Annotated in this window: 17 protein-coding genes and 1 pseudogene; 9 read left to right on the top strand and 9 right to left on the bottom strand. The window is 56.5% G+C overall.

Annotation, left to right across the window (positions count from 1 at the left end; genetic code table 11):
• Positions 1-57: 57 nt before the first annotated feature.
• The 3 genes from mtlD to Q3V30_RS00195 all read left to right on the top strand — a co-directional run bounded on the left by mtlD (position 58) and on the right by Q3V30_RS00195 (position 2,254).
• Positions 58-1,206 (top strand): mannitol-1-phosphate 5-dehydrogenase, encoded by a 1,149-nt coding sequence (mtlD, locus tag Q3V30_RS00205; RefSeq protein WP_306209335.1) that lies wholly within the window; start codon positions 58-60, stop codon positions 1,204-1,206.
• A gap of 67 nt (positions 1,207-1,273) precedes the next feature.
• Entirely contained in the window at positions 1,274-1,819 is a 546-nt protein-coding gene (mtlR, locus tag Q3V30_RS00200) for a mannitol operon repressor MtlR (protein WP_306213276.1), read from the top strand.
• 72 nt (positions 1,820-1,891) lie between these two features.
• Positions 1,892-2,254: a YibL family ribosome-associated protein gene (locus Q3V30_RS00195; protein WP_306209333.1), complete on the top strand. Its 363-nt coding sequence runs from the start codon at positions 1,892-1,894 to the stop codon at positions 2,252-2,254.
• Positions 2,255-2,315: 61 nt separating this feature from the next.
• Here Q3V30_RS00195 and Q3V30_RS00190 read toward each other — a convergent pair whose 3' ends face one another.
• The 7 genes from Q3V30_RS00190 to Q3V30_RS00160 form a co-directional block, all read right to left on the bottom strand.
• Entirely contained in the window at positions 2,316-3,383 is a 1,068-nt protein-coding gene (locus tag Q3V30_RS00190; protein WP_306209331.1) for a sugar ABC transporter substrate-binding protein, read from the bottom strand.
• Between the two features lie 34 nt (positions 3,384-3,417).
• Positions 3,418-4,416 (bottom strand): ABC transporter permease, encoded by a 999-nt coding sequence (locus Q3V30_RS00185; RefSeq protein ID WP_306209329.1) that lies wholly within the window; start codon positions 4,414-4,416, stop codon positions 3,418-3,420.
• Positions 4,413-5,918 carry a sugar ABC transporter ATP-binding protein gene (locus Q3V30_RS00180; RefSeq protein ID WP_306209327.1) on the bottom strand — a complete coding sequence of 502 codons (1,506 nt, stop codon included), beginning with the start codon at positions 5,916-5,918 and terminating at the stop codon, positions 4,413-4,415. Before Q3V30_RS00180 ends, Q3V30_RS00185 begins: the two co-directional genes overlap by 4 nt.
• A 437-nt stretch (positions 5,919-6,355) precedes the next feature.
• Complete coding sequence (locus Q3V30_RS00175; RefSeq protein ID WP_306209325.1) at positions 6,356-6,766, bottom strand: CesT family type III secretion system chaperone; 411 nt, start codon at positions 6,764-6,766, stop codon at positions 6,356-6,358.
• Positions 6,766-7,737: a hypothetical protein gene (locus Q3V30_RS00170; protein ID WP_306209323.1), complete on the bottom strand. Its 972-nt coding sequence runs from the start codon at positions 7,735-7,737 to the stop codon at positions 6,766-6,768. The genes Q3V30_RS00175 and Q3V30_RS00170 overlap by 1 nt, the downstream gene beginning before the upstream one ends.
• 150 nt (positions 7,738-7,887) lie before the next feature.
• Positions 7,888-8,502, bottom strand: a complete 615-nt coding sequence (gene sodA / locus Q3V30_RS00165; protein WP_306209322.1) for a superoxide dismutase [Mn] — start codon at positions 8,500-8,502, stop codon at positions 7,888-7,890.
• A gap of 196 nt (positions 8,503-8,698) precedes the next feature.
• Positions 8,699-10,039 (bottom strand): aspartate aminotransferase family protein, encoded by a 1,341-nt coding sequence (locus tag Q3V30_RS00160; RefSeq protein ID WP_306209321.1) that lies wholly within the window; start codon positions 10,037-10,039, stop codon positions 8,699-8,701.
• 170 nt (positions 10,040-10,209) lie between these two features.
• Here Q3V30_RS00160 and Q3V30_RS00155 point away from each other — a divergent pair, with 170 nt between their 5' ends.
• Positions 10,210-10,986 (top strand): DeoR/GlpR family DNA-binding transcription regulator, encoded by a 777-nt coding sequence (locus Q3V30_RS00155; protein ID WP_306209320.1) that lies wholly within the window; start codon positions 10,210-10,212, stop codon positions 10,984-10,986.
• 8 nt (positions 10,987-10,994) lie between these two features.
• Here the strand turns inward: Q3V30_RS00155 and fdhD are convergent, their stop codons facing one another.
• Positions 10,995-11,789 (bottom strand): formate dehydrogenase accessory sulfurtransferase FdhD, encoded by a 795-nt coding sequence (gene fdhD, locus Q3V30_RS00150; RefSeq protein WP_306209319.1) that lies wholly within the window; start codon positions 11,787-11,789, stop codon positions 10,995-10,997.
• Between the two features lie 393 nt (positions 11,790-12,182).
• Between fdhD and fdnG the strand changes: the two are divergent.
• The 5 genes and pseudogenes from fdnG to Q3V30_RS00125 form a co-directional block, all read left to right on the top strand.
• A pseudogene (gene fdnG / locus Q3V30_RS00145) lies at positions 12,183-15,227 on the top strand (formate dehydrogenase-N subunit alpha); the annotation flags it as partial.
• Between the two features lie 18 nt (positions 15,228-15,245).
• Positions 15,246-16,148, top strand: coding sequence for a formate dehydrogenase subunit beta (fdxH, locus tag Q3V30_RS00140; RefSeq protein WP_306213275.1), 903 nt, complete (start codon positions 15,246-15,248; stop codon positions 16,146-16,148).
• Positions 16,145-16,786 carry a formate dehydrogenase cytochrome b556 subunit gene (gene fdoI, locus Q3V30_RS00135; RefSeq protein WP_306209318.1) on the top strand — a complete coding sequence of 214 codons (642 nt, stop codon included), beginning with the start codon at positions 16,145-16,147 and terminating at the stop codon, positions 16,784-16,786. The genes fdxH and fdoI overlap by 4 nt, the downstream gene beginning before the upstream one ends.
• Positions 16,786-17,709 carry a formate dehydrogenase accessory protein FdhE gene (fdhE, locus tag Q3V30_RS00130; RefSeq protein WP_306209317.1) on the top strand — a complete coding sequence of 308 codons (924 nt, stop codon included), beginning with the start codon at positions 16,786-16,788 and terminating at the stop codon, positions 17,707-17,709. The genes fdoI and fdhE overlap by 1 nt, the downstream gene beginning before the upstream one ends.
• An 86-nt stretch (positions 17,710-17,795) precedes the next feature.
• Positions 17,796-18,407 (top strand): glutathione S-transferase, encoded by a 612-nt coding sequence (locus Q3V30_RS00125; protein ID WP_306209316.1) that lies wholly within the window; start codon positions 17,796-17,798, stop codon positions 18,405-18,407.
• 136 nt (positions 18,408-18,543) lie between these two features.
• Here Q3V30_RS00125 and Q3V30_RS00120 read toward each other — a convergent pair whose 3' ends face one another.
• Positions 18,544-20,490, bottom strand: coding sequence for an autotransporter outer membrane beta-barrel domain-containing protein (locus tag Q3V30_RS00120; protein ID WP_306213274.1), 1,947 nt, complete (start codon positions 20,488-20,490; stop codon positions 18,544-18,546).
• Between the last annotated feature and the right edge of the window lie 133 nt (positions 20,491-20,623).

The following is a 20,623-nucleotide window of genomic DNA, read 5'->3' as shown; positions in this document are numbered from 1 at the left end:
CGGCTCTTTTTTCGGGTCGGGTTTGTCCGGCCCTTGATCGTTGATACGGGAAAAATTATGAAAGCATTACATTTTGGTGCCGGAAATATTGGCCGCGGTTTTATTGGTAAATTACTGGCTGACGCTGGTATTCAGCTGACGTTTGCCGACGTTAACCAGGTGGTTCTGGATGCGCTGAATGCCCGTCACGAATACCCGGTGCATGTGGTTGGCGAGCAGGCGCAGGTTGAGATCGTTAAAGGCGTGAATGCGGTAAACAGTGCCAGTGACGACATCATTCCACTGATTGCTGAGGTTGATATCGTGACCACCGCGGTGGGACCGCAGATCCTGGAGCGCATTGCTGGTGGCATCGCTAAAGGACTGGTAAAACGCAGCGACAGCGGTAACAGCCGCCCGTTGAACATCATTGCCTGCGAGAACATGGTGCGCGGCACCACGCAGCTGAAAGGCCACGTGATGAAGGCGCTGCCAGAGCAGTACCACGCCTGGGCAGAAGCCAACGTTGGCTTTGTGGACTCCGCCGTAGACCGCATCGTGCCGCCGTCAGAAGCGGGCACCACCGACCCGCTGGAAGTGACCGTAGAAACCTTCAGCGAGTGGATCGTCGATAAAACCCAGTTCAAAGGCGACCTGCCTGCTATTCCTGGCATGGAGCTGACCGATAATCTGATGGCGTTTGTGGAGCGTAAGCTGTTCACCCTGAATACCGGTCACGCCATCACCGCCTATCTGGGCCAGCTGGCCGGACACCAGACCATTCGTGACGCCATTCTGGATGAGAAAGTCCGTACGGTGGTGCAGGGAGCGATGGAGGAGAGCGGCGCAGTGCTGATCAAGCGTTACGCTTTTGATGCGGACAAGCATGCGGCCTATATCCAGAAAATCCTTGGCCGTTTTGAAAATCCTTATCTGAAAGATGATGTTGAGCGTGTGGGCCGTCAACCGCTGCGCAAGCTGAGCGCAGGCGATCGCCTGATTAAACCCACTCTGGGCACGCTGGAATATGGTCTGCCGCACGCTAACCTGGTGACCGGGATTGCCGCAGCGATGCACTATCGCAGCAGCCAGGATCCGCAGGCGCAGGAGCTGGTAGCGCTGCTGGAAAGTCAGGGCGTTAAGGCTACGCTGGCGCAGGTTTCTGGCCTGGGAGAAGAGAGCGACGTCGTCTCTGATGTGGTGACAGCATTTGATGCTATGGCCTAGTGCCGGTTTCAACGGATGAACGGACAGGGCACACTCTGTGCCCTTTAAGGCGGCGTCCCGCCTGGTGATGAACGATATGCAGGCTCTCATGGAAAAACCACAGGCTTTTGAGAATCGGGTGCTTGAACGCCTGAACGCCGGACGAACGGTCAGAAGTTTTCTGATCGCGGCGGTTGAGCTGTTGGCGGAAGCGGTAAACCTGCTGGTTATGCAGGTTTTTCGCAAAGATGACTACGCGGTAAAGTATGCGGTGGAGCCGCTGCTGCTTGGCGACGGTCCGCTGGGCGAACTTTCCGTCAGGCTGAAGCTGATTTACGGTTTAGGGGTGATAAGCCGCAGCGAATATGAAGATGCGGAATTACTGATGGCGCTGCGCGAAGCGCTGAATGATGACGGCACCGACTACCGTTTTACCGACGATGAGCTGCTTGGCCCATTCGGCGAACTGCATTGCGTGACGGCTTTGCCCCCCCGGCCAGATCTTTCCAGCGACGATCCTGAACTGCGCGCCATGCTGCAGCAGCGTTATCAGCAGATGGTTCGATCCACGCTGGTGCTCTCTCTGACGGAGCTGATTTCCCGCATCAGTCTCAAGCAGGCGTTCAAAAAGTAACGCGTCCCCTTTCCCTCTTGCTACTGCTTTCGTGTATCCTTGCGGCAATGAATCACATTACGGTCAATGAAAATGAAAGAACCAGTTCAGGAAGAAATCAGAACCCTTAGCGATAAGCTGGAGGCGCTGACGCGTAAAGAGCCAGCGCTGCTGGAGTCTGGCGACGCGGAAAAGCTCGGCGAACTGCTGAAAGAGAAAGACAAAATTACTGCAGAGCTGGAACGCCTGCGCGGCGTGCGCGAGCAGAAGCTCAGCACAGAGGCGCAGAAGCTGAAAGCGTTGCCGTTCAGCCGGGCGATCACCAAAAAAGAGCAGGCCAACCTGGGCGCGCTGAAGAAAAGCGTCCGTGGCATTGTGGTGGTTCACCCGATGACGGCGCTGGGCCGTGAGATGGGCCTGCAGGAGATGACAGGCTTCGCGAAAACCGCGTTCTGATCAGCAGCTCCTGCCATAAAAAATGCCCGCATCAGCGGGCATTTTTTATTATTAAAGCGGGTTATTTTTTCGCGTATTTTGCCTGCAGCGTGGCGAACCACGGCGCCACGAAGTCGGCAGACTCTCCCCACCCCGGAATGATTTTGTTCAGGCTGGCAACGTTAACCGCGCCCGACTGTTCAGCAAGCTGGGCCTGAGAAATCGCCGCCGCCTTAAACTGATAAGTTGCCGGGGTCGCTTCACCGCCAATCTTATTGGCGATCAGACGCATATTGGTGGCGCCAATCAGTTTGCTGTCTACCGCTACCGTCTGCTTCCAGGGGCTGTCAGCCTGATGCATCAGCTGGAGATCCTGGTTAGAAACATCGATGCTGTAGAGTTTAATTTCGGTACGGCCATTCTCCTGCAGCGCTTTATAGGCGCCCTGAGCAAAGGCATCCCATGCGCCCCAGATGGCGTCAATTTTGCCTTTCGGGTATTTGGCAAGGATAGCACCAATCTTGTTCGCCGTGTCGCCCTGAACATCTGAAGAGACCGCGCCGATTGACTCAAGCTGATGGATGCCCGGATTCGCCTTCAACACCTTCTCATACACCACCTGACGGCGCTCCATTGCCGGGAAGCCCGCCACCCACAGCTTGACGATATTCGCCTTGCCGTTGGTATCTTTGATCAGCTGATCCAGCGAGAGCTGCGCCAGAGAGGCGTCATCCTGTGCAGTGACGGTCACCCCTTCTACCGGCTGATTTACCGGCGTGTCGAACACGGAAACCTTGATACCTGCGTCTGCAATACGCTTCACCAGCGCCGTTGAGTAGGGATCTTTCCCGTGCGACAGAATGATGCCGTCATATTTCTGGCTGATCGCCTGGTTGACGAAATCCTGAAAACGGGCGTCGTCGCCGTTGCTCAAAAAGGTGCTGACCTTAAAGCCGAGCTTACGCCCTTCCTGAATCGCACCCGCCACAAACTGGGTGGTATTGTCATCGGAACCGAGGTTACGGATCACCGCCACGCGGACCGGGCCGTCGTGGTCAGCAATGGCGGCCGGAACGGCAGCGGTCTCTGCGAAGGCTGGTACGGCGGTGAGCAGGCTTAATGCCAGTAACGAGGTGGTCAGTTTTTTCATTGTTATCACTACCCTGTCGGTCGGTGTAGAGCGCCTATCGGCGCTGTATGTAAGTAATCGCCAGTGCAACAGCCAGCACTAAGCCTTTGATAATATCCATGGCGTAATAGGGCACGGAGAGCATCACCAGGCCGTTCTGCAGCACGCCGAGAATAATGGCCCCCACCAGCGTTCCCAGCGCGTTCGGCTTGCCGGAGCCGGCCAGCGAGAAGCCGATCCAGGCGGCGGCTACGGCATCCATCAGATAGCCGCCACCCGCGTTCACCTGCGAAGAACCAATGCGGGAAGCGAGCAGAATTCCGCCCAGTCCGGCCAGCAGAGAGGCGATAACATAGGCCAGCACGCGATAGCGGTTAGTACGGATGCCCGACAGGCGCGCCGCTTCAGGGTTGCCGCCAATGGCATACATCCGGCGGCCATGCTTGGTCAGCGACAGCCCCAACTGCGCCAGCACGGTCACCACCAGCATGATAATAACGATGGTGGGAACCTGCCCCAGCAGCGAGAAGTTGGCCGGAATAGTACCTTCCGCCATATCGCCGCTGGGCAACACCATGTTTTCCGTAATGGAGCCACCGAAGCTGTAGGTCATCGCCACGCCCTGAACCACAAACAGGCTAGCCAGAGTAGCTAACATGTCGGGAATACGCAGGATCACGATAAGAAATGCGTTAAACAGCCCCACCAGCGTACAAAGCAACAGGGTGATAACTATCGCCTGCGTTGAGCCGTAGCCGTACCAGACAAACAGCGAGATCACCAGCGAGTTCGCCAGCGACGCGGTAGATCCCACAGAGAGGTCGAAGCCGCCGATAGTCAGGGAAATCGACACGCCGATGGCGATCACCGTAACGATAGCGATAGATCGCAGGATGTTGATGATGTTCGTCGGCTCAAGGAAGCTGTCGGACGCCAGGCCAAATGCCGCGATCAGGGCGATAACGGTCAGTAACATCCCCCATTTATAGAGAAATTCAAACAGCTGGTGGCGCACAGAGGGCGTCGCCTTCAGGGAAAGTTCTTTGCTGCTCACGCAGGCGTACCTCCGGTGGAGTAAAGTAAAAGTGTCTCTTCATCAACGTCGCTGGCGTCCATTTCTGCCACGATACGCCCGTCCCAGAGCACGCAGATGCGATCGCACAGGCCGACCAGTTCAGCGAATTCGCCGGAGGCGTAAATTACCCCTTTTCCCTGGCGGGCCAGCCCGTCGATCAGCTCAAACAGATCCGTTTTGGCTTTGATGTCGACCCCTTTGGTCGGCTCATCAAAAATCAATACGTCGGCGTCATTGCGCAGCCATTTGCCAATGGCCACTTTCTGCTGATTACCGCCCGACAGACGCCGCAGCGTCTGCTGTGGACCCGTAGTACGCACGCCCAGCCGCCTGATGACCTCTTCCGCCCATTGCCAGGCCCGCCGGTGCCCGAACAGGCTCCAGCGGGAGAAGCTGTTGTCCGCCGTCACGCTCAGGTTCATGGCCACCGACTCATCAATGAAAATGCCCTCTTTGCGGCGCTCTTCCGGGATCAGCGCCATACGGCTCTCTACCGCAGCATGGGGCGAAGAGGGCTTCCAGGGTTTACCGTGCAGCTCTCCCCGCTCAACCCGGCTGCGGGTAGCGCCAAACAGAGCCTTACAGAGTTCCGTTTTGCCTGCCCCTGCCAGTCCGGCAATCCCCAAAATTTCGCCTTTACGCAGCGTCAGGGAGATGTTGTGCAGCAGCGCATCGTCGTGCAGGCCTTCCACGCTGAGCAGCGTCTGCCCGCTGAAGGGCGGACGGCGCGGAGGATAGATATCATCCAGCTGATGACCGAGCATCTTCTCGACAATCTGCTCGCCATCCAGCTGCGCCATTGGGCAGGTTTCAATCAGCTGACCGTCACGCAGTACGGTGAGCTGGTCGCAGATAGCGCGCAGCTCATGGATACGGTGGGAGATAAATACCACGCCGATGCCGCTGCTTTGCAGACGGCGGACCACCGCAAACAGGCGCTCGCTCTCATGCTGATCCAGCGGCGCGGTGGGTTCATCAAGGATCAGGAAGCGGCAGTGATGAGAGAGCGCCCTTGCCAGCAAAATCTGCTGTTTTTCCGCCAGCGTGCAGCGCTCGACAGGTCGGCGAACATCCAGCGAAACGTCCAGCTGTGCCAGCAGCGCTCTGGCCTGTTTGCGGATCTCTCCCCAGCGATAGATCTGTCCCCCTTCTGCCAGCCTGTCCAGCATGATGTTTTCCGCCACGCTCAGCGTCGGCACCAGTGCCACGTCCACTTCCTGCTGCACAAGATGAATGCCCAGCTGTTTCGCCTCGCGCGGAGAGCGGATAATCACGGGCTGGCCATCCAGCAAAATTTCACCGCTGTAGTGGTCGTAAGCTCCCGACAGCACCGCCATCAGCGTCGATTTTCCTGCGCCGTTAGCCCCGGTCAGCGCATGCACCGAGTGGCCTTCAAGGCTGAAGTCCACGCCGTTCAGGGCTGTGAAACCGCCAAAAGCGATGGAGATTTGACGCATTTCGAGGCGGTTTAACGCAGTCATGGGCGAAATTCTCTGGCAGATGATAAAACATGTTGCCGCATTTTTTATTGGATTGGCATCGCTGGCAACGAACGAAAGCGCATAAGCTAACACGAAACGGTATTAGCCATCCAGACATCCAGCCATATAAGCGGTTAAAACCAGTGAGAGTGACGTCTCTGGTATAAGCCGGGGGGATAAATTCGGCAGGCAGCATTTTATGCTGCAACTCTCCTTTCGCTTAACAGATCTATTGGCCTTGTCGGACAGCGAAGCGGCAAAGGGAGGAGAACCAACGGGAAAGTCAGGATAAATAGTGGTCAGGTATGAATAAGCCGCCATTAATGGCGGCTTATTCATACTGTATTGAGAGGTTCTCAAGCGCAGCGACACAAGATACACCTTCTCAGGGAAGGAGTATCCGGCGGAGTCCCTCTTCTGATAGCAGCGGATACTCTTTAAAAGCGTGTTCTGTGCGCAGAAATCAGTCGGACTGTTTCGTTTGCTCTGTCAACTAAACGATCAAAAAGCGTGATAAGTGCACTGCTATCAAGGTTAGCAAAACGTTCACGGCTCCAGAGCAGCACCGTTTTGTCATGCCCCTCAACGGTCAGATTGATTGCCGGGGTCGGCTGGTAAAAATTATTCTGCCTGAGCAACAGCCACGCCAGATCTTTATGATGTTCCAATGGCAGGCAGCCCAGACTGGCGACCATCAAAAGCTCATCTTTATTCAGAGGAGTGAACTGAATGCTTATATGCTCAAAATCGATGTTTACCCCCTGATTTTCTGCCAGCGCCGGCGCGTTAACGTTCAGGTGGCGTAAAAGCGGTCGCAGCAGTCGGTCAACGGCACAGGAAACAGGCATCAGTTATTGCCTCTGTCAGGGAAATAGTGACGTGCCTGCTGCATCGCTATCGCCTGTCGCTCGTAAACTGCACGATCGGCAATATTTTCCAGTACATCTATCGGGCTTTCTCGGTTCTGATATCGCACACCAAGGTTACTGATGCCGTGTGTGCACTCTTCAAGCCTGACACGGCGTGGATTTTCCAATACCTGATGATAATCAGGTGTCTGCTTCTGATGGTTGATATGGGTAATACGCGCCTCACAGACAGGCTCTGTCTCGCCGAGTTCTTCTAAAGGTATTTTGGGCTCGGAACCCGGCAGATGAACATCCAGCGGTCGGTTGATATTTGCCCGAAGTGCCGCATTATTTGCAAGATGAGCACGGGCAAAAACCGGCCATGAATCCACCACTACAGCCTGATGGGGTTCACGCAGATCGCCAATGATATTCAACTGATGATCGGGATGGTTTTCAACCGCATAGGTAAAAATCGGACGCGTGAGATCCATATTCGATAAATAAGCCATGGCAAGCGCGGAATGCTCACCGCAGGTGCCTCCCTGGGCCGCCAGCGCCGATTTAACAATTGCCTGATTATCTCCCCGGAAATCCACATCACGTAGATGGCGGGCGGCGACAGCATGCTGATAACTCCCTCCCTGGGTCAGCAGATAATCTGTTTTCTGGTTACCGGTTCCTTGCGAGAGATTATCTTTGACGGCATTGATTACATCCTGAGCAAGGTGTAACTCGTGCATCACCCCTGGTGAAACCTGAACCGTTTCGCCATGATGCTGCCCCGGCATCGCCTCCCAGAGCTTAACTGTGTGAGGATCGTTTCTCTTCACTTGTGATGAGGTTAAAGGGAGTGTCGGAAACATAAAGTTCTCCTGAAAGTTCATAGTCTGAACTGAGTATCTCAATGCCAACAAAAGTTCATCGATTTTTTCTCTTCTGTCGAAACAAGAGAGTTGGCTGGCAATCACATCGCCGAAGGAGGATTAAAGGCAAAGATGATTATCTTTTTACTGAAGCAATTTTCAGAGGGAAGAGCAGGTGGCGTCGCGCAGCGGGCAATAAAAAACCGACGAAGCGGACTTCGTCGGTTTATCGTCACGATTTAACGTGGTGGCAAATTAATTAGCTGAGAAGCGCGCTGCGGCTTCATCCCAGTTAACCACTTCCCAGAACGCCTTGATGTAGTCAGGGCGTTTGTTTTGATATTTCAGGTAGTAAGCGTGTTCCCACACGTCCAGACCCACGATTGGGGTACCGGATGCGCCAGAGATCGCTTCGCCCATCAGCGGGCTGTCCTGGTTGGCGGTGGAAACCACAGCCAGCTTGTCGCCTTTTTTAACCAGCCACGCCCAGCCTGAACCGAAACGGGTTGCAGCCGCTTTTTCAAACTCCGCTTTGAAAGCATCAACGCTGCCGAAATCTTTTTCGATAGCTGCTTTCAGCTCGCCGCTCAGGGTGGTGCCGGTTTTCAGGCCTTTCCAGAAGAAGCTGTGGTTAGAGTGGCCGCCCGCGTTGTTACGCAGTACGGTTTTCTTGTCAGCCGGCACCTGATCCAGTTTAGCGAGTAGCTCATCAACAGGCAGGTCGGCAAACTCAGTGCCTTCCAGCGCCGCGTTGGCGTTGTTGACGTAAGTCTGGTGGTGTTTAGTGTGATGGATTTCCATCGTCTGCTTGTCGAAATGCGGTTCCAGTGCGTCGTAGGCATACGGTAAGGATGGCAGTGAATAACTCATGTTCATCATCTCCATTTAATGGTGGGCGGCGCCGTTTCTGTTAGCACCGCGTAAGCAGTCGGATCATTATAGTTAAATAAACGATCCGTAAAAGGGTTATCAATGCCCCGACGTTAATAAGGGTTTAGCCCTTAGCGGGCGCAACGACAGCTTTATGCCGTTAGGCTGCAGAGTGATGCCAAATCGATCTAAGCGATTATTTCCCTAATGCTGCCAACGATTTATCCAGCGCCCCGACCAGCCAGTCAATATCGCTCTCCTGGAATGCCAGCGGCGGGCGCAGTTTCAGCACGTTGCCATAAGGCCCCGCGACGGAAGTGAGCACGTGGTTTTCACGCAGCTTTTCGGTGACGTCCAGCGCCAGCTGCTTATCAGGCGTTTTGCTGGCTTTATCCGTTACCAGCTCAAAACCAATGAACAACCCGGCACCACGAACATCTCCGACGCACTCATATTTTGCCTTTAGCGTCAGCAGTTCGCCCAACAGCTTCTCGCCCACCACACGGCTGTGCTCCTGCAGCCCCTCTTCTTTAATGACCCTGAGTACGGCCTGAGCCGCCGCCATCGCCACCGGGTTGCCGCCAAATGTATTGAAATAGGGAATATCGTCGCTAAACGAGGCCAGCACATCGCTTTTCGCCAGCAGCGCCGAAACAGGAATGCCGTTCCCCATCGGTTTGCCGGTAGTGACGATATCCGGCACCACGCCGTGACGGGCAAAGCCCCAGAACGCCTCGCCGGTGCGGGCAAAACCAGGCTGCACCTCATCAGCAATAAAGATCCCGCCATTTTTATGCACCACATCGACCGCCTGCTTCAGGAAGCCTTTTGGCCCCGGCAGCACGCCGTCAGAAGAGAAGATGGAATCGGCGAGGAAACCCGCAAATTTAATGCCGTGGGCGGCCATGTCATCAATCTGCTTCTGGATTTCGCTGGCAAACCACGCGCCTAAATCTGGCGCGTTGACGCGGTAATGGTCGGGAGGCGAAACCAGGCGGGTCGTTGCTGCCAGTGGCTGACCCGTTCCCAGCGCAGGCGATACGCCAGAGGTCAGATCGCTGGTGCCGTGATAGGCTTCCTGAGTGACGATAATCCCGGTGCCGCCACTGTGGGCGCGCGCCACGCGGATAGCCAGGTCATTGGCTTCTGAGCCGGTGCACATATACATCGCACGATCGATCTCCGCCGGCATCGTCGCCAGCAGCGCTTCTGAATAGTCCAGAATGCGCTCATGCAGGTAACGGGTATGCGTATTCAGCTGCTGCATCTGCTGATACACCGCATCAATCACCGCCGGATGGCAGTGACCAATGCTGGCTACGTTATTATAGACATCAAGATATTTATCCCCGGCGGCATCCCAGAGATACTGTCCCTCACCCCGCACCAGATGCACCGGCTTACGGTAAAACAGACGGTAAGATTCACCCAGCACCTTGCTGCGTTTATCAGTCAGTTTACGTACGTCAGCTGCCAGGCCGTTGGCATGCTCGGCGCGAAAACTGTTGGTGTCCATAATTGTCGAACGTGTAGCCATGAGAACTCCCGTTACGAAGTGAGATGAGCGGGCGGACCGGCGCCCGGATAGCTTTATCATGGCAAAGTTCTGTCAAAATGCAACCAAATACACAAATACAATAAAATACACAAGCAGAAGCCGGAGATGTCAGTTACGCTACGCGCTTCTGGTCCGGAAAAGGAAACCCTATGTTGCAGGAAACCCGTTTACATCGCATTCGCGCCCTGTTGAGTACCCTGAATCACCTCAGCACTGAACGCATCGTCAGAGAACTGGGTATCTCCAGAGAGACCGCCAGAAGGGATATTATTGAGCTGGAAGCGATGGGGTTAGCCCGCCGCGTGCATGGCGGGCTGATGGCGCTGGATGCGGCGCCGGAACCTCCCCTGACGGTGCGTAGCGAAGTCAGAGCGAGAGAGAAGCGCGCCATTGCGCGGGCCGCCGCGCAGCGTCTGAAGCCGGGACAAACGCTGTTCCTGGATGCAGGCAGCACCACCACGATGCTGGCAGAGGAGCTGAAAACCATGTCAGGGCTGACCATCATTACCAACAGCCTGAATGCGGCGCTTAAGCTCTCTGCGGCTGAGGAGCATGAAGTGCTGCATAACAGTATCATTCTGCTGGGCGGCAATATGCTTGCCGGGGCGCACGAGACGCGGGGCGAACTGACGGTGGGGGAGATCTACCGCTACCGCGCTGACGTGGCGATGATGTCGCCGGTAGGCATTGACGGTAAAAACGGCGCCAGTAGTTTTTATCCTCACGAAGCCGCCATTGCCCGCGCCATGGTACAGCAGTCCGCGCAGCTGATTTTGCTGGCCGATCGCAGCAAGTTAGGACTGACCAGCCGGATGAACTATGCCGATATCGGGCAGGTATCCGCCCTGATTACCGACAGCGCCGCGGCTAACCTGCCCGCTTTTGCTACCCTGGAGAAGGTGCTGCCAGAGGTAGTTTTGGTATAGACGCCGACTTACACCAGTCTCTGCGGATGCGTATAGACCGTGGCTCTACCCGGTTTGCTGAAGCCTACCAGCGTCAGATTACTGCGCTCGGCTACCTCCACGGCCAGTTTCGTGGCGGCTGAGACGGCAAAGAGGATTTCGACGCCGCACATTGCGGATTTCTGCACCATCTCATAGCTGGCACGGCTGGAGACCAGCACTGCACCCTGCTGCCACGCCCTCTGCTGGCTGCGTAGCCCCAGCAGCTTGTCCAGCGCCACATGCCGCCCGACATCTTCACAGCCTCCGGCCAGATTGCCGTCCGGCAAAATCCAGGCCGCGGCGTGAGTACAACCGGTTAACTGTCCAACAGGCTGATAGCTTTTCAGCTGAGACAGCGCTTCATCCAGCCGCGCAATCTCAAAAGTCTGGGTAAACGGCAGCGGCTGGAGGGGTTTGCCAATCTCTTCCAGCTGCTCCACGCCGCAGACGCCGCAGCCGGTGCGTCCCGCCATCGCCCGGCGCTGCTCTTTCAGCCCCATAAAACGGCGGCTGGAAAGCTCAACCTGAACCTCTATACCGCCGCAGGAAGGGTGAATATCGATGCCATAGATGTCGGCAGGCGAGCTGATAATCCCTTCAGAGAGCGAGAAGCCCAGCGCGAACGCTTCCAGATCTTTTGGCGTAGCCATCATCACCACATGGGAGATGCCGTTATAGACCAGCGCCACCGGAACCTCTTCGGCCAGCCAGTCATCCTCTGGCGTCTCCAGCGAACGGCGCTGCCGCACCTGTACCTGGCTTAACCCTGCGATCTCACTCATGTTCTCACCGTTTTTATTCACCTGAATTTCATCTGTTCTCACGCCGCCGCCCACCAAGTGGTCATGCTTTAATCATTAACTTTCAGATAAGCGTACGAAGATTCTGAACCTGTCACCCGCCAACCGCAATGGTTTAGCCATTGCTGCAGGGGCCAGACAGCACACGCCGTGCAGTTACCACGGTTTCAGGAAGGAGCAGTTCGGGCGAAAAGAGGGAACTGATTTTCACTCTCTGCCGTTAAGGAAGGCTTAGCCCCAGGAATGATAATCATTAGTAGTTAACTTGTTAATTGAATAATAACAAACCGCTGACTTCTTGATTTCCGTCAAATAATGCCCTTTTCAGCCTGCTATTTTGCGCATTCAAGGAACGTAGCGTGAGCAAAATAAAAAATGAAAATGAACAGACGGAGCTTTTTTAAAATCTGTGCCGGAGGGATGGCCGGGACTTCGCTGACCTTGCTGGGCTTTACGCCTGCAACAGCATTGGCATCGGTACGCGAGTACAAATTACTGCGCAGTAAAGAGACCCGTAATAACTGTACCTACTGCTCTGTGGGCTGCGGCATGCTGATTTACAGCCTCGGCGACGGTGCCAAAAACGCCCTCTCATCCATTTACCATATTGAAGGGGATCCGGACCATCCGGTGAGCAGAGGCTCTTTGTGCCCTAAAGGCGCTGGCGTACTCGATTTTATTCACAGTGAACAACGGCTGAAATACCCTGAATACCGTGCACCGGGCTCCGATCGCTGGCAGCGCATCAGTTGGGATGAAGCCTTTGCCCGCATCGCCCGCCTGATGAAAAACGATCGCGATGCGAATTTCCAGGAAAAAAATGCGGCGGGCACCAGAGTAAACCGCTGGCTGACCACGGGCATGCTGTGCTCTTCCGCCGCCAGCAACGAGACCGGCCTGCTCGACCAGAAATTTGCCCGTTCCCTGGGCATGCTGGCGCTGGAAAACCAGGCGCGGCTCTGTCATGGCTCTACCGTCGCCGCGCTGGCACCCAGCTTTGGCCGTGGGGCGATGACCAATAACTGGACCGATATCAAAAACGCCAACGTTATCCTCATTATGGGCGGTAACCCGGCAGAAGCGCATCCGGTAGGATTCAAGTGGGTGGTCGAAGCGAAAACCCGCAACAATGCTACGGTGATTGTTGTTGACCCGCGCTTCAACCGCTCCGCCGCCGTGGCCGATATCTATGCTCCTCTGCGCGCCGGTAGCGATGCCGCCTTCCTGATGGGCGTGGTGAATTACCTGCTGGAACATGACAAGGTTCAGCATGAGTATGTGAAGGCCTATACCAATGCCGCGCTGATAGTCAGTGAAGGTTATAGCTTCCGAGAGGGGTTATTCAGTGGCTATGATGAGGCCGCACGTCAGTATGATAAAACCAGCTGGCACTACGAGCTGGATGCAGCAGGCCAGGCGAAGCGTGACGACTCGCTGACTCACCCGCGCTGCGTGTGGAATCTGCTGAAAGCGCACGCCAGCTGTTACACGCCTCAGCTGGTCAGCCGGATTTGCGGCACGCCGCAGGCAGATTTCCTGGCCATCTGTCAGCAGCTCGCCACAACCTGCGTGCCGGATCGCACCGCCAGCGTGCTTTATGCGCTCGGCTGGACGCATCACTCCAATGGCTCCCAGATCATTCGGGCGGCCGCGATGATCCAGCTGCTGTTAGGGAATATCGGGATGATGGGCGGGGGCATTAACGCTTTGCGCGGCCACTCCAACGTACAGGGTTTTACCGATCTGGGGCTACTTTCCCAGAGCCTGCCCGGTTACCTGACGCTGCCTTCAGAAAAACAGACCACGCTGGAAACCTACCTGCAACAGGCCACGCCGGCCATGCTGCTGCCGGGCCAGGTTAACTACTGGCAAAACACCTCAAAGTTCTTTGTCAGCCTGATGAAAAGCTTCTACGGCGACAGGGCGCAGAAAGAGAACAGCTGGGCCTTTGACTGGCTGCCCAAGTGGGACAAAAGCTACGACTGCATGACCCTGGCCGAGATGATGGTGGAGGGCAAAATGAATGGCTGCATCGTTCAGGGCTTTAACGCGCTGGCCGCCTTCCCGGACAAGAACAAAGCTTTCCGCGCTCTCTCCAACCTGAAATATCTGGTGGTGATCGATCCGCTCAGCACGGAAACGTCTACCTTCTGGCAGAATCATGGCGAGTTTAACGACGTTAAGGCCAGTGAGATTCAGACAGAAGTCTTCCGTCTGCCCTCCTCCTGTTTTGCGGAAGAAGAGGGCTCCATCTCCAATTCCGCCCGCTGTCTGCAGTGGCACTGGGCCGCAGCCAGTCCGCCGGGCGAAGCGATGCATGACGGTAAAATCCTCGGCAATATTTACCTGCGTCTGCGCCAGCTCTACCGCGAGGAAGGCGGCGTGGCGGCTGAACCGCTGTTAGCGATGAGCTGGGATTACAGCGACCCGGCGTCACCTTCGCCTGAAGAAGTAGCGAAAGAGAATAACGGCAAGGCGCTGGCCGACGTGGTAGATGCGGATGGCGGACTGGTGCTGAAAAAAGGCCAGCAGCTCACCTCTTTTGCCGATCTCCGTGATGACGGCACCACCGCCAGCGCCTGCTGGATTTACGCCGGTAGCTGGACGCCTGCGGGTAATCAGATGGCAAGGCGCGACAATGCCGATCCGTCCGGGCTGGGGGCGGTGAACGACTGGGCCTGGGCCTGGCCGCTGAACCGGCGAATTCTCTATAACCGTGCTTCAGCCGATCCGCAGGGTAAAGCGTGGGATCCGCAGCGCAAACTTATCGAATGGAACGGTCAGCGCTGGGAGGGGCTGGACGTGCCGGATTATCCGGTGACCGCGGCGCCAGAAAAGCAGACTGGCCCGTTCATTATGATGCCGGACGGCATGGGGCACCTGTTTGCGCTGGATAAACTCGGCGACGGCCCTTTCCCGGAGCACTACGAGCCGCTGGAAAGCCCTACCGGCACCAATCCCCTCCACCCGGCGGTGGTCTACAGCCCGGTAGCCCGCCTGTTCAAACGCGACGCGGCGGCACTGGGCAAGGCGGATAAATTCCCCTGTGTCGCCACCACCTACTCCATCACTGAACTGTTCCGCCACTGGAGCAAACATGCCCGGCTGAATGCCATTGCCCAGCCCGAGCAGTTTGTTGAGATTGGCACCGAGCTGGCCAGCGCCAAAGGCATCAAGGCTGGCGACTGGGTAAAAGTCAGCTCACAGCGTGGTTACATTAAAGCTAAGGCCGTGGTGACCAAACGGCTGCAGCGATTAACCATTGATGGTCAGCAGATCGATACCGTTGGCATCCCCTGCCATTGGGGATTTGAAGGGAGCGCCCGTAAAGGCTTCCTGGCCAACACGCTTACCCCGTCTGTGGGAGATGCCAACTCACAAACGCCTGAATACAAAGCTTTTCTTGTTAACATCGAGAGATGTGTAAAGGAATACGCTATGTCGCTACAAAGCCAGAATATTCTCCGCCGTTCAGCAACGAACGCGTTAACGCCGCCGCCGCAGGCGCGGGATCATCAGCAGCAGGTCGCAAAGTTGATCGATGTCACCACCTGTACCGGCTGCAAAGGCTGTCAGGTGGCCTGCTCGGAGTGGAATGATATCCGTGATGAAGTCGGCCACAACGTCGGGGTATACGATAACCCTGTCGATTTAAGCGCCCACTCCTGGACGGTGATGCGCTTCGCGGAGACAGAGGAGTACGGCAGGCTGGAGTGGCTGATCCGCAAGGACGGCTGTATGCACTGTGCCGATCCCGGCTGCCTGAAAGCCTGTCCCGCAGAAGGGGCGATTATTCAGTACGCTAACGGCATCGTAGACTTTCAGTCGGCGCATTGCATCGGCTGTGGCTACTGTATCGCGGGCTGCCCGTTCAACGTCCCGCGGCTGAATAAAGAGGACAACCGCGCCTATAAATGCACGCTTTGCGTCGATCGGGTCGCGGTCGGCCAGGAGCCAGCCTGTGTAAAAACCTGCCCAACCGGCGCGCTCCACTTCGGCAGCAAAGAGGAGATGAAGCAGCTGGCAGCGGAGCGCGTTAGTGAGTTAAAGAGCCGGGGCTATGACCATGCAGGGCTTTACGATCCGCAGGGCGTGGGCGGCACGCACGTGATGTATGTGCTTCATCACGCTGATAAACCGGCGCTCTATCACGGCTTGCCAGAGGATCCGGGCATCAGCCCGGCGGTCACCTTCTGGAAAGGGATCTGGAAACCACTGGCGGCGATTGGCTTTGCCGCCACCTTTGCTGCCAGCGTTTTTCACTATGTCGGCGTCGGGCCGAACCGTGTGGAAGAGGATGAAGATGAGGACGAAACCCATGACAAGGAGGATCGGAAATGAATAAGCATCACATTCAGCGATACAGCGCATCAGAGCGGATTAACCACTGGATTATGGCGCTCTGCTTTGTTTTTGCGGCCCTGAGCGGGCTGGGGTTTTTCTTTCCCTCGTTTAACTGGTTGCTGCACGTGCTGGGGACGCCGCAGCTGGCGCGCATCCTTCATCCCTTCATCGGCGTCGTGATGTTTGTGGCCTTTTTACTGATGTTTTTCCGCTACTGGCGACATAACCTGATTGAACGTGAAGACCTGCTCTGGGCGAAAAATATTTATAAAATTGTGCAAAACAGGGAAGTCGGGGATACCGGGCGCTATAATTTTGGTCAGAAGTGCGTATTTTGGGCTGCTATCCTTAGCTTAGTGCTGTTACTGGCAAGCGGCGTGGCGATCTGGCGGCCTTACTTTGCCGGCGCCTTTGCTATCCCTGTTATTCGCTTCGCTCTGGTGGTGCACTCCGTTTCGGCGGTGGCTTTAATTATCGTGATCATGGTGCATATCTATGCCGCACTGTGGATAAAAGGGACGATTACCGCGATGGTTGAAGGCTGGGTTACCCCCGCCTGGGCGAAAAAACATCATCCGCGCTGGTATCGTGCCGTACGCGCGCGGCACCCAAAACCACAGGAAAAACGTCCCTGATGAGTATTCGCATAATCCCGCAGGACCAGCTGGAAAAAAGCGACAAAAAGACGGCGGAGCAGATCCCGCCGTTACTTTTCCCCAGGCTGAAAAATTTATACAGCCGCCGCGCCGCGCGGCTGCGGCAGCTGGCGGAGAAAAATCCGCTGGGTGACTATCTGCGCTTTGCCGCCGTTGTCGCCAGCGCGCAGGAAATTGTGCTCTACGACCATCCTCTGCAGATGGATCTCTATGCCAGGCTGGTGGAAACGGCTGCCACGGGCAAGCCGCCGCTCGATATCCATACGCTGCCCCGGGATCCGCACTGGCAGCGTCTGCTGAACTCGCTGATTGCGGAGATGAAACCGGAGATGACGGGCCAGGCATTAGCCTCGCTGGAAAACCTGGAGAAAGCCTCGGCTGCCGAGCTGGAAACGCTGGCCAGCGCGCTGTTTGCCAACGATTTTGCACAAATCAGCAGTGATAAATCCCCCTTTATCTGGGCCGCGCTGTCGATTTACTGGGCGCAGATGGCCGCGCTGATCCCGGGTAAAGCGCGGGCCGAATATGGCGAACAGCGGCAGTTCTGTCCCGTTTGCGCCAGCGTTCCGGTTGCCGGCGTGGTACATATGGGTAGCCAGGAGGGTCTGCGCTACCTGCACTGCAACCTTTGCGAAAGCGAATGGTACGTGGTGCGCTCAAAATGCAGTAACTGCGAACAGACGCGCGATCTGCACTACTGGTCGCTGGAGAGCGAGGTGGCGCCGATCAAAGCGGAAAGCTGTGGCGACTGCGGCACCTATCTCAAGCTGCTCTATCAGGAAAAGGATCCGGCGGTGGAGCCGGTAGCGGACGATCTGGCATCCCTGATCCTCGACGCCCGCATGGAACAGGAAGGGTTTGCCCGTAGCAGCCTGAACCCCTTCCTCTTTCCGGGAGAATAACGCGCTCTTTCACCGGACGGTCGCGTCCGGTGCTACCATTTTGCAGATAAGACCGGTAACGATCGGTCAAAACAGGGGAACGCAGCATGAAATTGATTGGTACCTATACCAGCCCATTTGTTCGTAAAATTTCGGTGATCATGCTGGAAAAAGGCATTACTTTTGAGTTCATTAACGAGAATCCCTGGGGTGAGGAGAGTCACGTTCCCGGCTATAATCCGCTGGGTAAAATCCCGGCGCTGGTCACCGGCCCGGAAGAAACCTGGTATGAGTCGCATATTATTGCCGCTTACCTGGAACAGCTCGATATTGCCCCTGCGCTGCTTCCGGCTGACAAAATGACGGCGCTGAAAGTCCTGCAGCTGGAAGCGCTGGCGGATGGCATTGGCGATGCAGCGGTGATCCTGGTGCGTGAACAGATGCGCCCGCCTGAGTTGCAGATGGAAGCGCAGCTTCTGCGCCAGCGCGAAAAAATTCAGCGCGGGCTGGATGCGCTGGAAAAAGAGGCCGCGAAGGGCACCGTGCTGAACAGCGACACGCTGAATCTGGCGGATATCGCCACCGCCTGTCTGATTGGTTTCCTGAACTTCCGCCGTATTGTGCCGGGTTGGTGCGTGGAGCGTCCGGCGTTAATCAAACTGGCTGAAAAGATGTTTGAGCGGGAAAGCTTTGCCCGTACTGTTCCCCCTACTGCCTGATTGGTAAAACCTTTTTTCAACGCGGTTCAGGGAGAGGGCGTGATAAAAAGCGCGGCTTCCATCAGTTGCCGGAAAACCTTCTACAGATCTCAGCGCCACCGCCCGGAAAGCGGCTGGCGCTGCCTGTCATTTACCATCAGAAACGCGCGCTGACGCCGAGGTTATACATAAACTGCTCGCCAGAGCTTAATCCGCCAGTTTGCGAAACCGAGGCAAAGGCCGCCACGCTGTCGCCAAGCGGAACGTGCGCCCCCACGGTGACATCCACCCAGTTGGTATCCTGATCTGCCGAGTCGCGGCTGAAAGAGGTCTGGGTCGACTTCAGGCCGCCCCCCGCCCGCCAGACGTTATCGCCAAACTGATGGTTATAGCTGACCTCTGCCCAGGGATTGATCCAGCCCAGCTGCGAGTCCACCCGCCAGCCCAGCGCGCCGATTTGAGAATGGTAATTCTGATCGTCAAAGCGCATAGCGGTGCTGCTGTTACCCTGCTCCTGATAGCCTTCAACCGAGCTGTAATCCAGCGCATATTGCGCCATCGGGCCAGTGGTGAGCGCGGCATTAATGGGGAAGTCCCAGCCGGTGGTGATACGTGCGCCCAGCTGCGTGCCGTCGGTTTCGCCACTTTCAGTACGGGTGGCCGGGCCAAGCGTCACGCTACGTTTAATGCTGTCGTAGCTGGCAGAAGCGTAATGCGCATCGGTATTCACCCAGCCGTTATCGAAGAATGACATTTCGCTGTAGGCGGCCACCAGCCAGCCGCGCATCTTATATTCATAATGCGGCGTCGGCTGCTGATTATCACTGGAGCCAGAGAGCAGCGCCCCCACCAGCCAGCTATCGGTTAGCTGGTAGTCCACGCCCAGCGTCAGATTGTGCGTGGTGGCGTCGCCCTCTCCGGCAGCCAGATTGCCGCTATATTCATCGTGTTGCCCGGCATAGCCGCCATATACGCTGAGTGAACCCTGCGGATTATCCGCGTGACGCTGCTGCTGCAGGTGGCTGTCCAGCGTTGCGCGGGCATCACGTGACATCGCCAGCGTTGCCTGATTCAGCGCGACGACCTGCGCCGGGGCATCCAGCACCGACTGGATATAATCCGCAATCAGTAAATGGGTTGCCGGGCTGGGGTGCAAACGGTCAGCAAACAGAAAGGCCTGCTGGCTTGAAAAGCCCGGCGTGGTGGTGGAGGAGCAGACGGCTGCCGAAACGCCCGGCGGACAGGCCATCCCTGCGGTATTGCTCAATCCGTAACGGGCCGGATCGCTAAGCACTTCGTTAAACAGGCCATTGATATCGACGCGCACAATATTGCCGCCCTGCTGCGCCAGCAGGGTATCTTCCTGCTGGTTATATCTGTCTGTCAGCGCGCTGGCCTGAGTGCTCAGCGTTTGCCAGGCTTCATAGAGCTGGCTGGCGATCGCCTCCTGCAAAGCGGTGACCGTGGTCAGCTGCCCGGCTGCGGCAGACAATGCCTCTCTGATCGCCTGGTTGCGGGCAGCCTGGCTGAGCGTGGTCTGGCTGTTGAGGGAGGAGAAGGCTGCGGCGAGCGCGGCGTTGGCTACCGGTGCCAGGCCCACCTGGATCACTGCCTCCAGTAAGGCTGGCGTGGAACCAATATTGGGTACCGTGGGGACAATAACGGTCTCTGCGCCCGCCGCCAGCAAAGCCTGTACCTGGCTGGCTGCTGCAAAGGCGCTGTTGCTGACAATGGCGTTCGCGGCAAGAGGATTGAGCGCCGCTGCAGCCAGGTCATTCCCGCCAACCCAGTGAACATAAAGGCCATTTGCGTCTGCCCGTCCGCCATTTGCGGTCAGGTAATCGCTGACCTGGTCAGCCGTATTATCGGCAGGATTGAGCTGCGGCACGGCCACCGCATCGCCAGCGGCATAATTGGTGCCGCCCTGGTCAGAAGGACGTAAAGACTGGTTTATTTTGGCTGCCAGAATATCGTCATACAGCGGATGCTGACTGCCGTCCCAGGTGTAGCGGCCATTGTTGCCGCTGTCACTCAGGCTGTCGCCAAACACATAGAGCCGATCCCAGCTAAATGCGGAGCTGGTACTACAGAGGTAACAGGCCATCCATGCCGCCCCAACGACCAGACGACGGGTGCCAGTGCGTTTCTCAGACATAAAAATGACTCCGGAAAAGAGCCCAAAAGCGGCGAGCGGGTATTATTGAATTTATTTTCAGGTCTTAATGTGAATTAACTAT

The organism is Erwinia pyri, from assembly GCF_030758455.1.
Taxonomy (GTDB): Bacteria; Pseudomonadota; Gammaproteobacteria; order Enterobacterales; family Enterobacteriaceae; genus Erwinia; species Erwinia pyri.
This window is presented reverse-complemented; position numbering and strand designations above follow the sequence as displayed.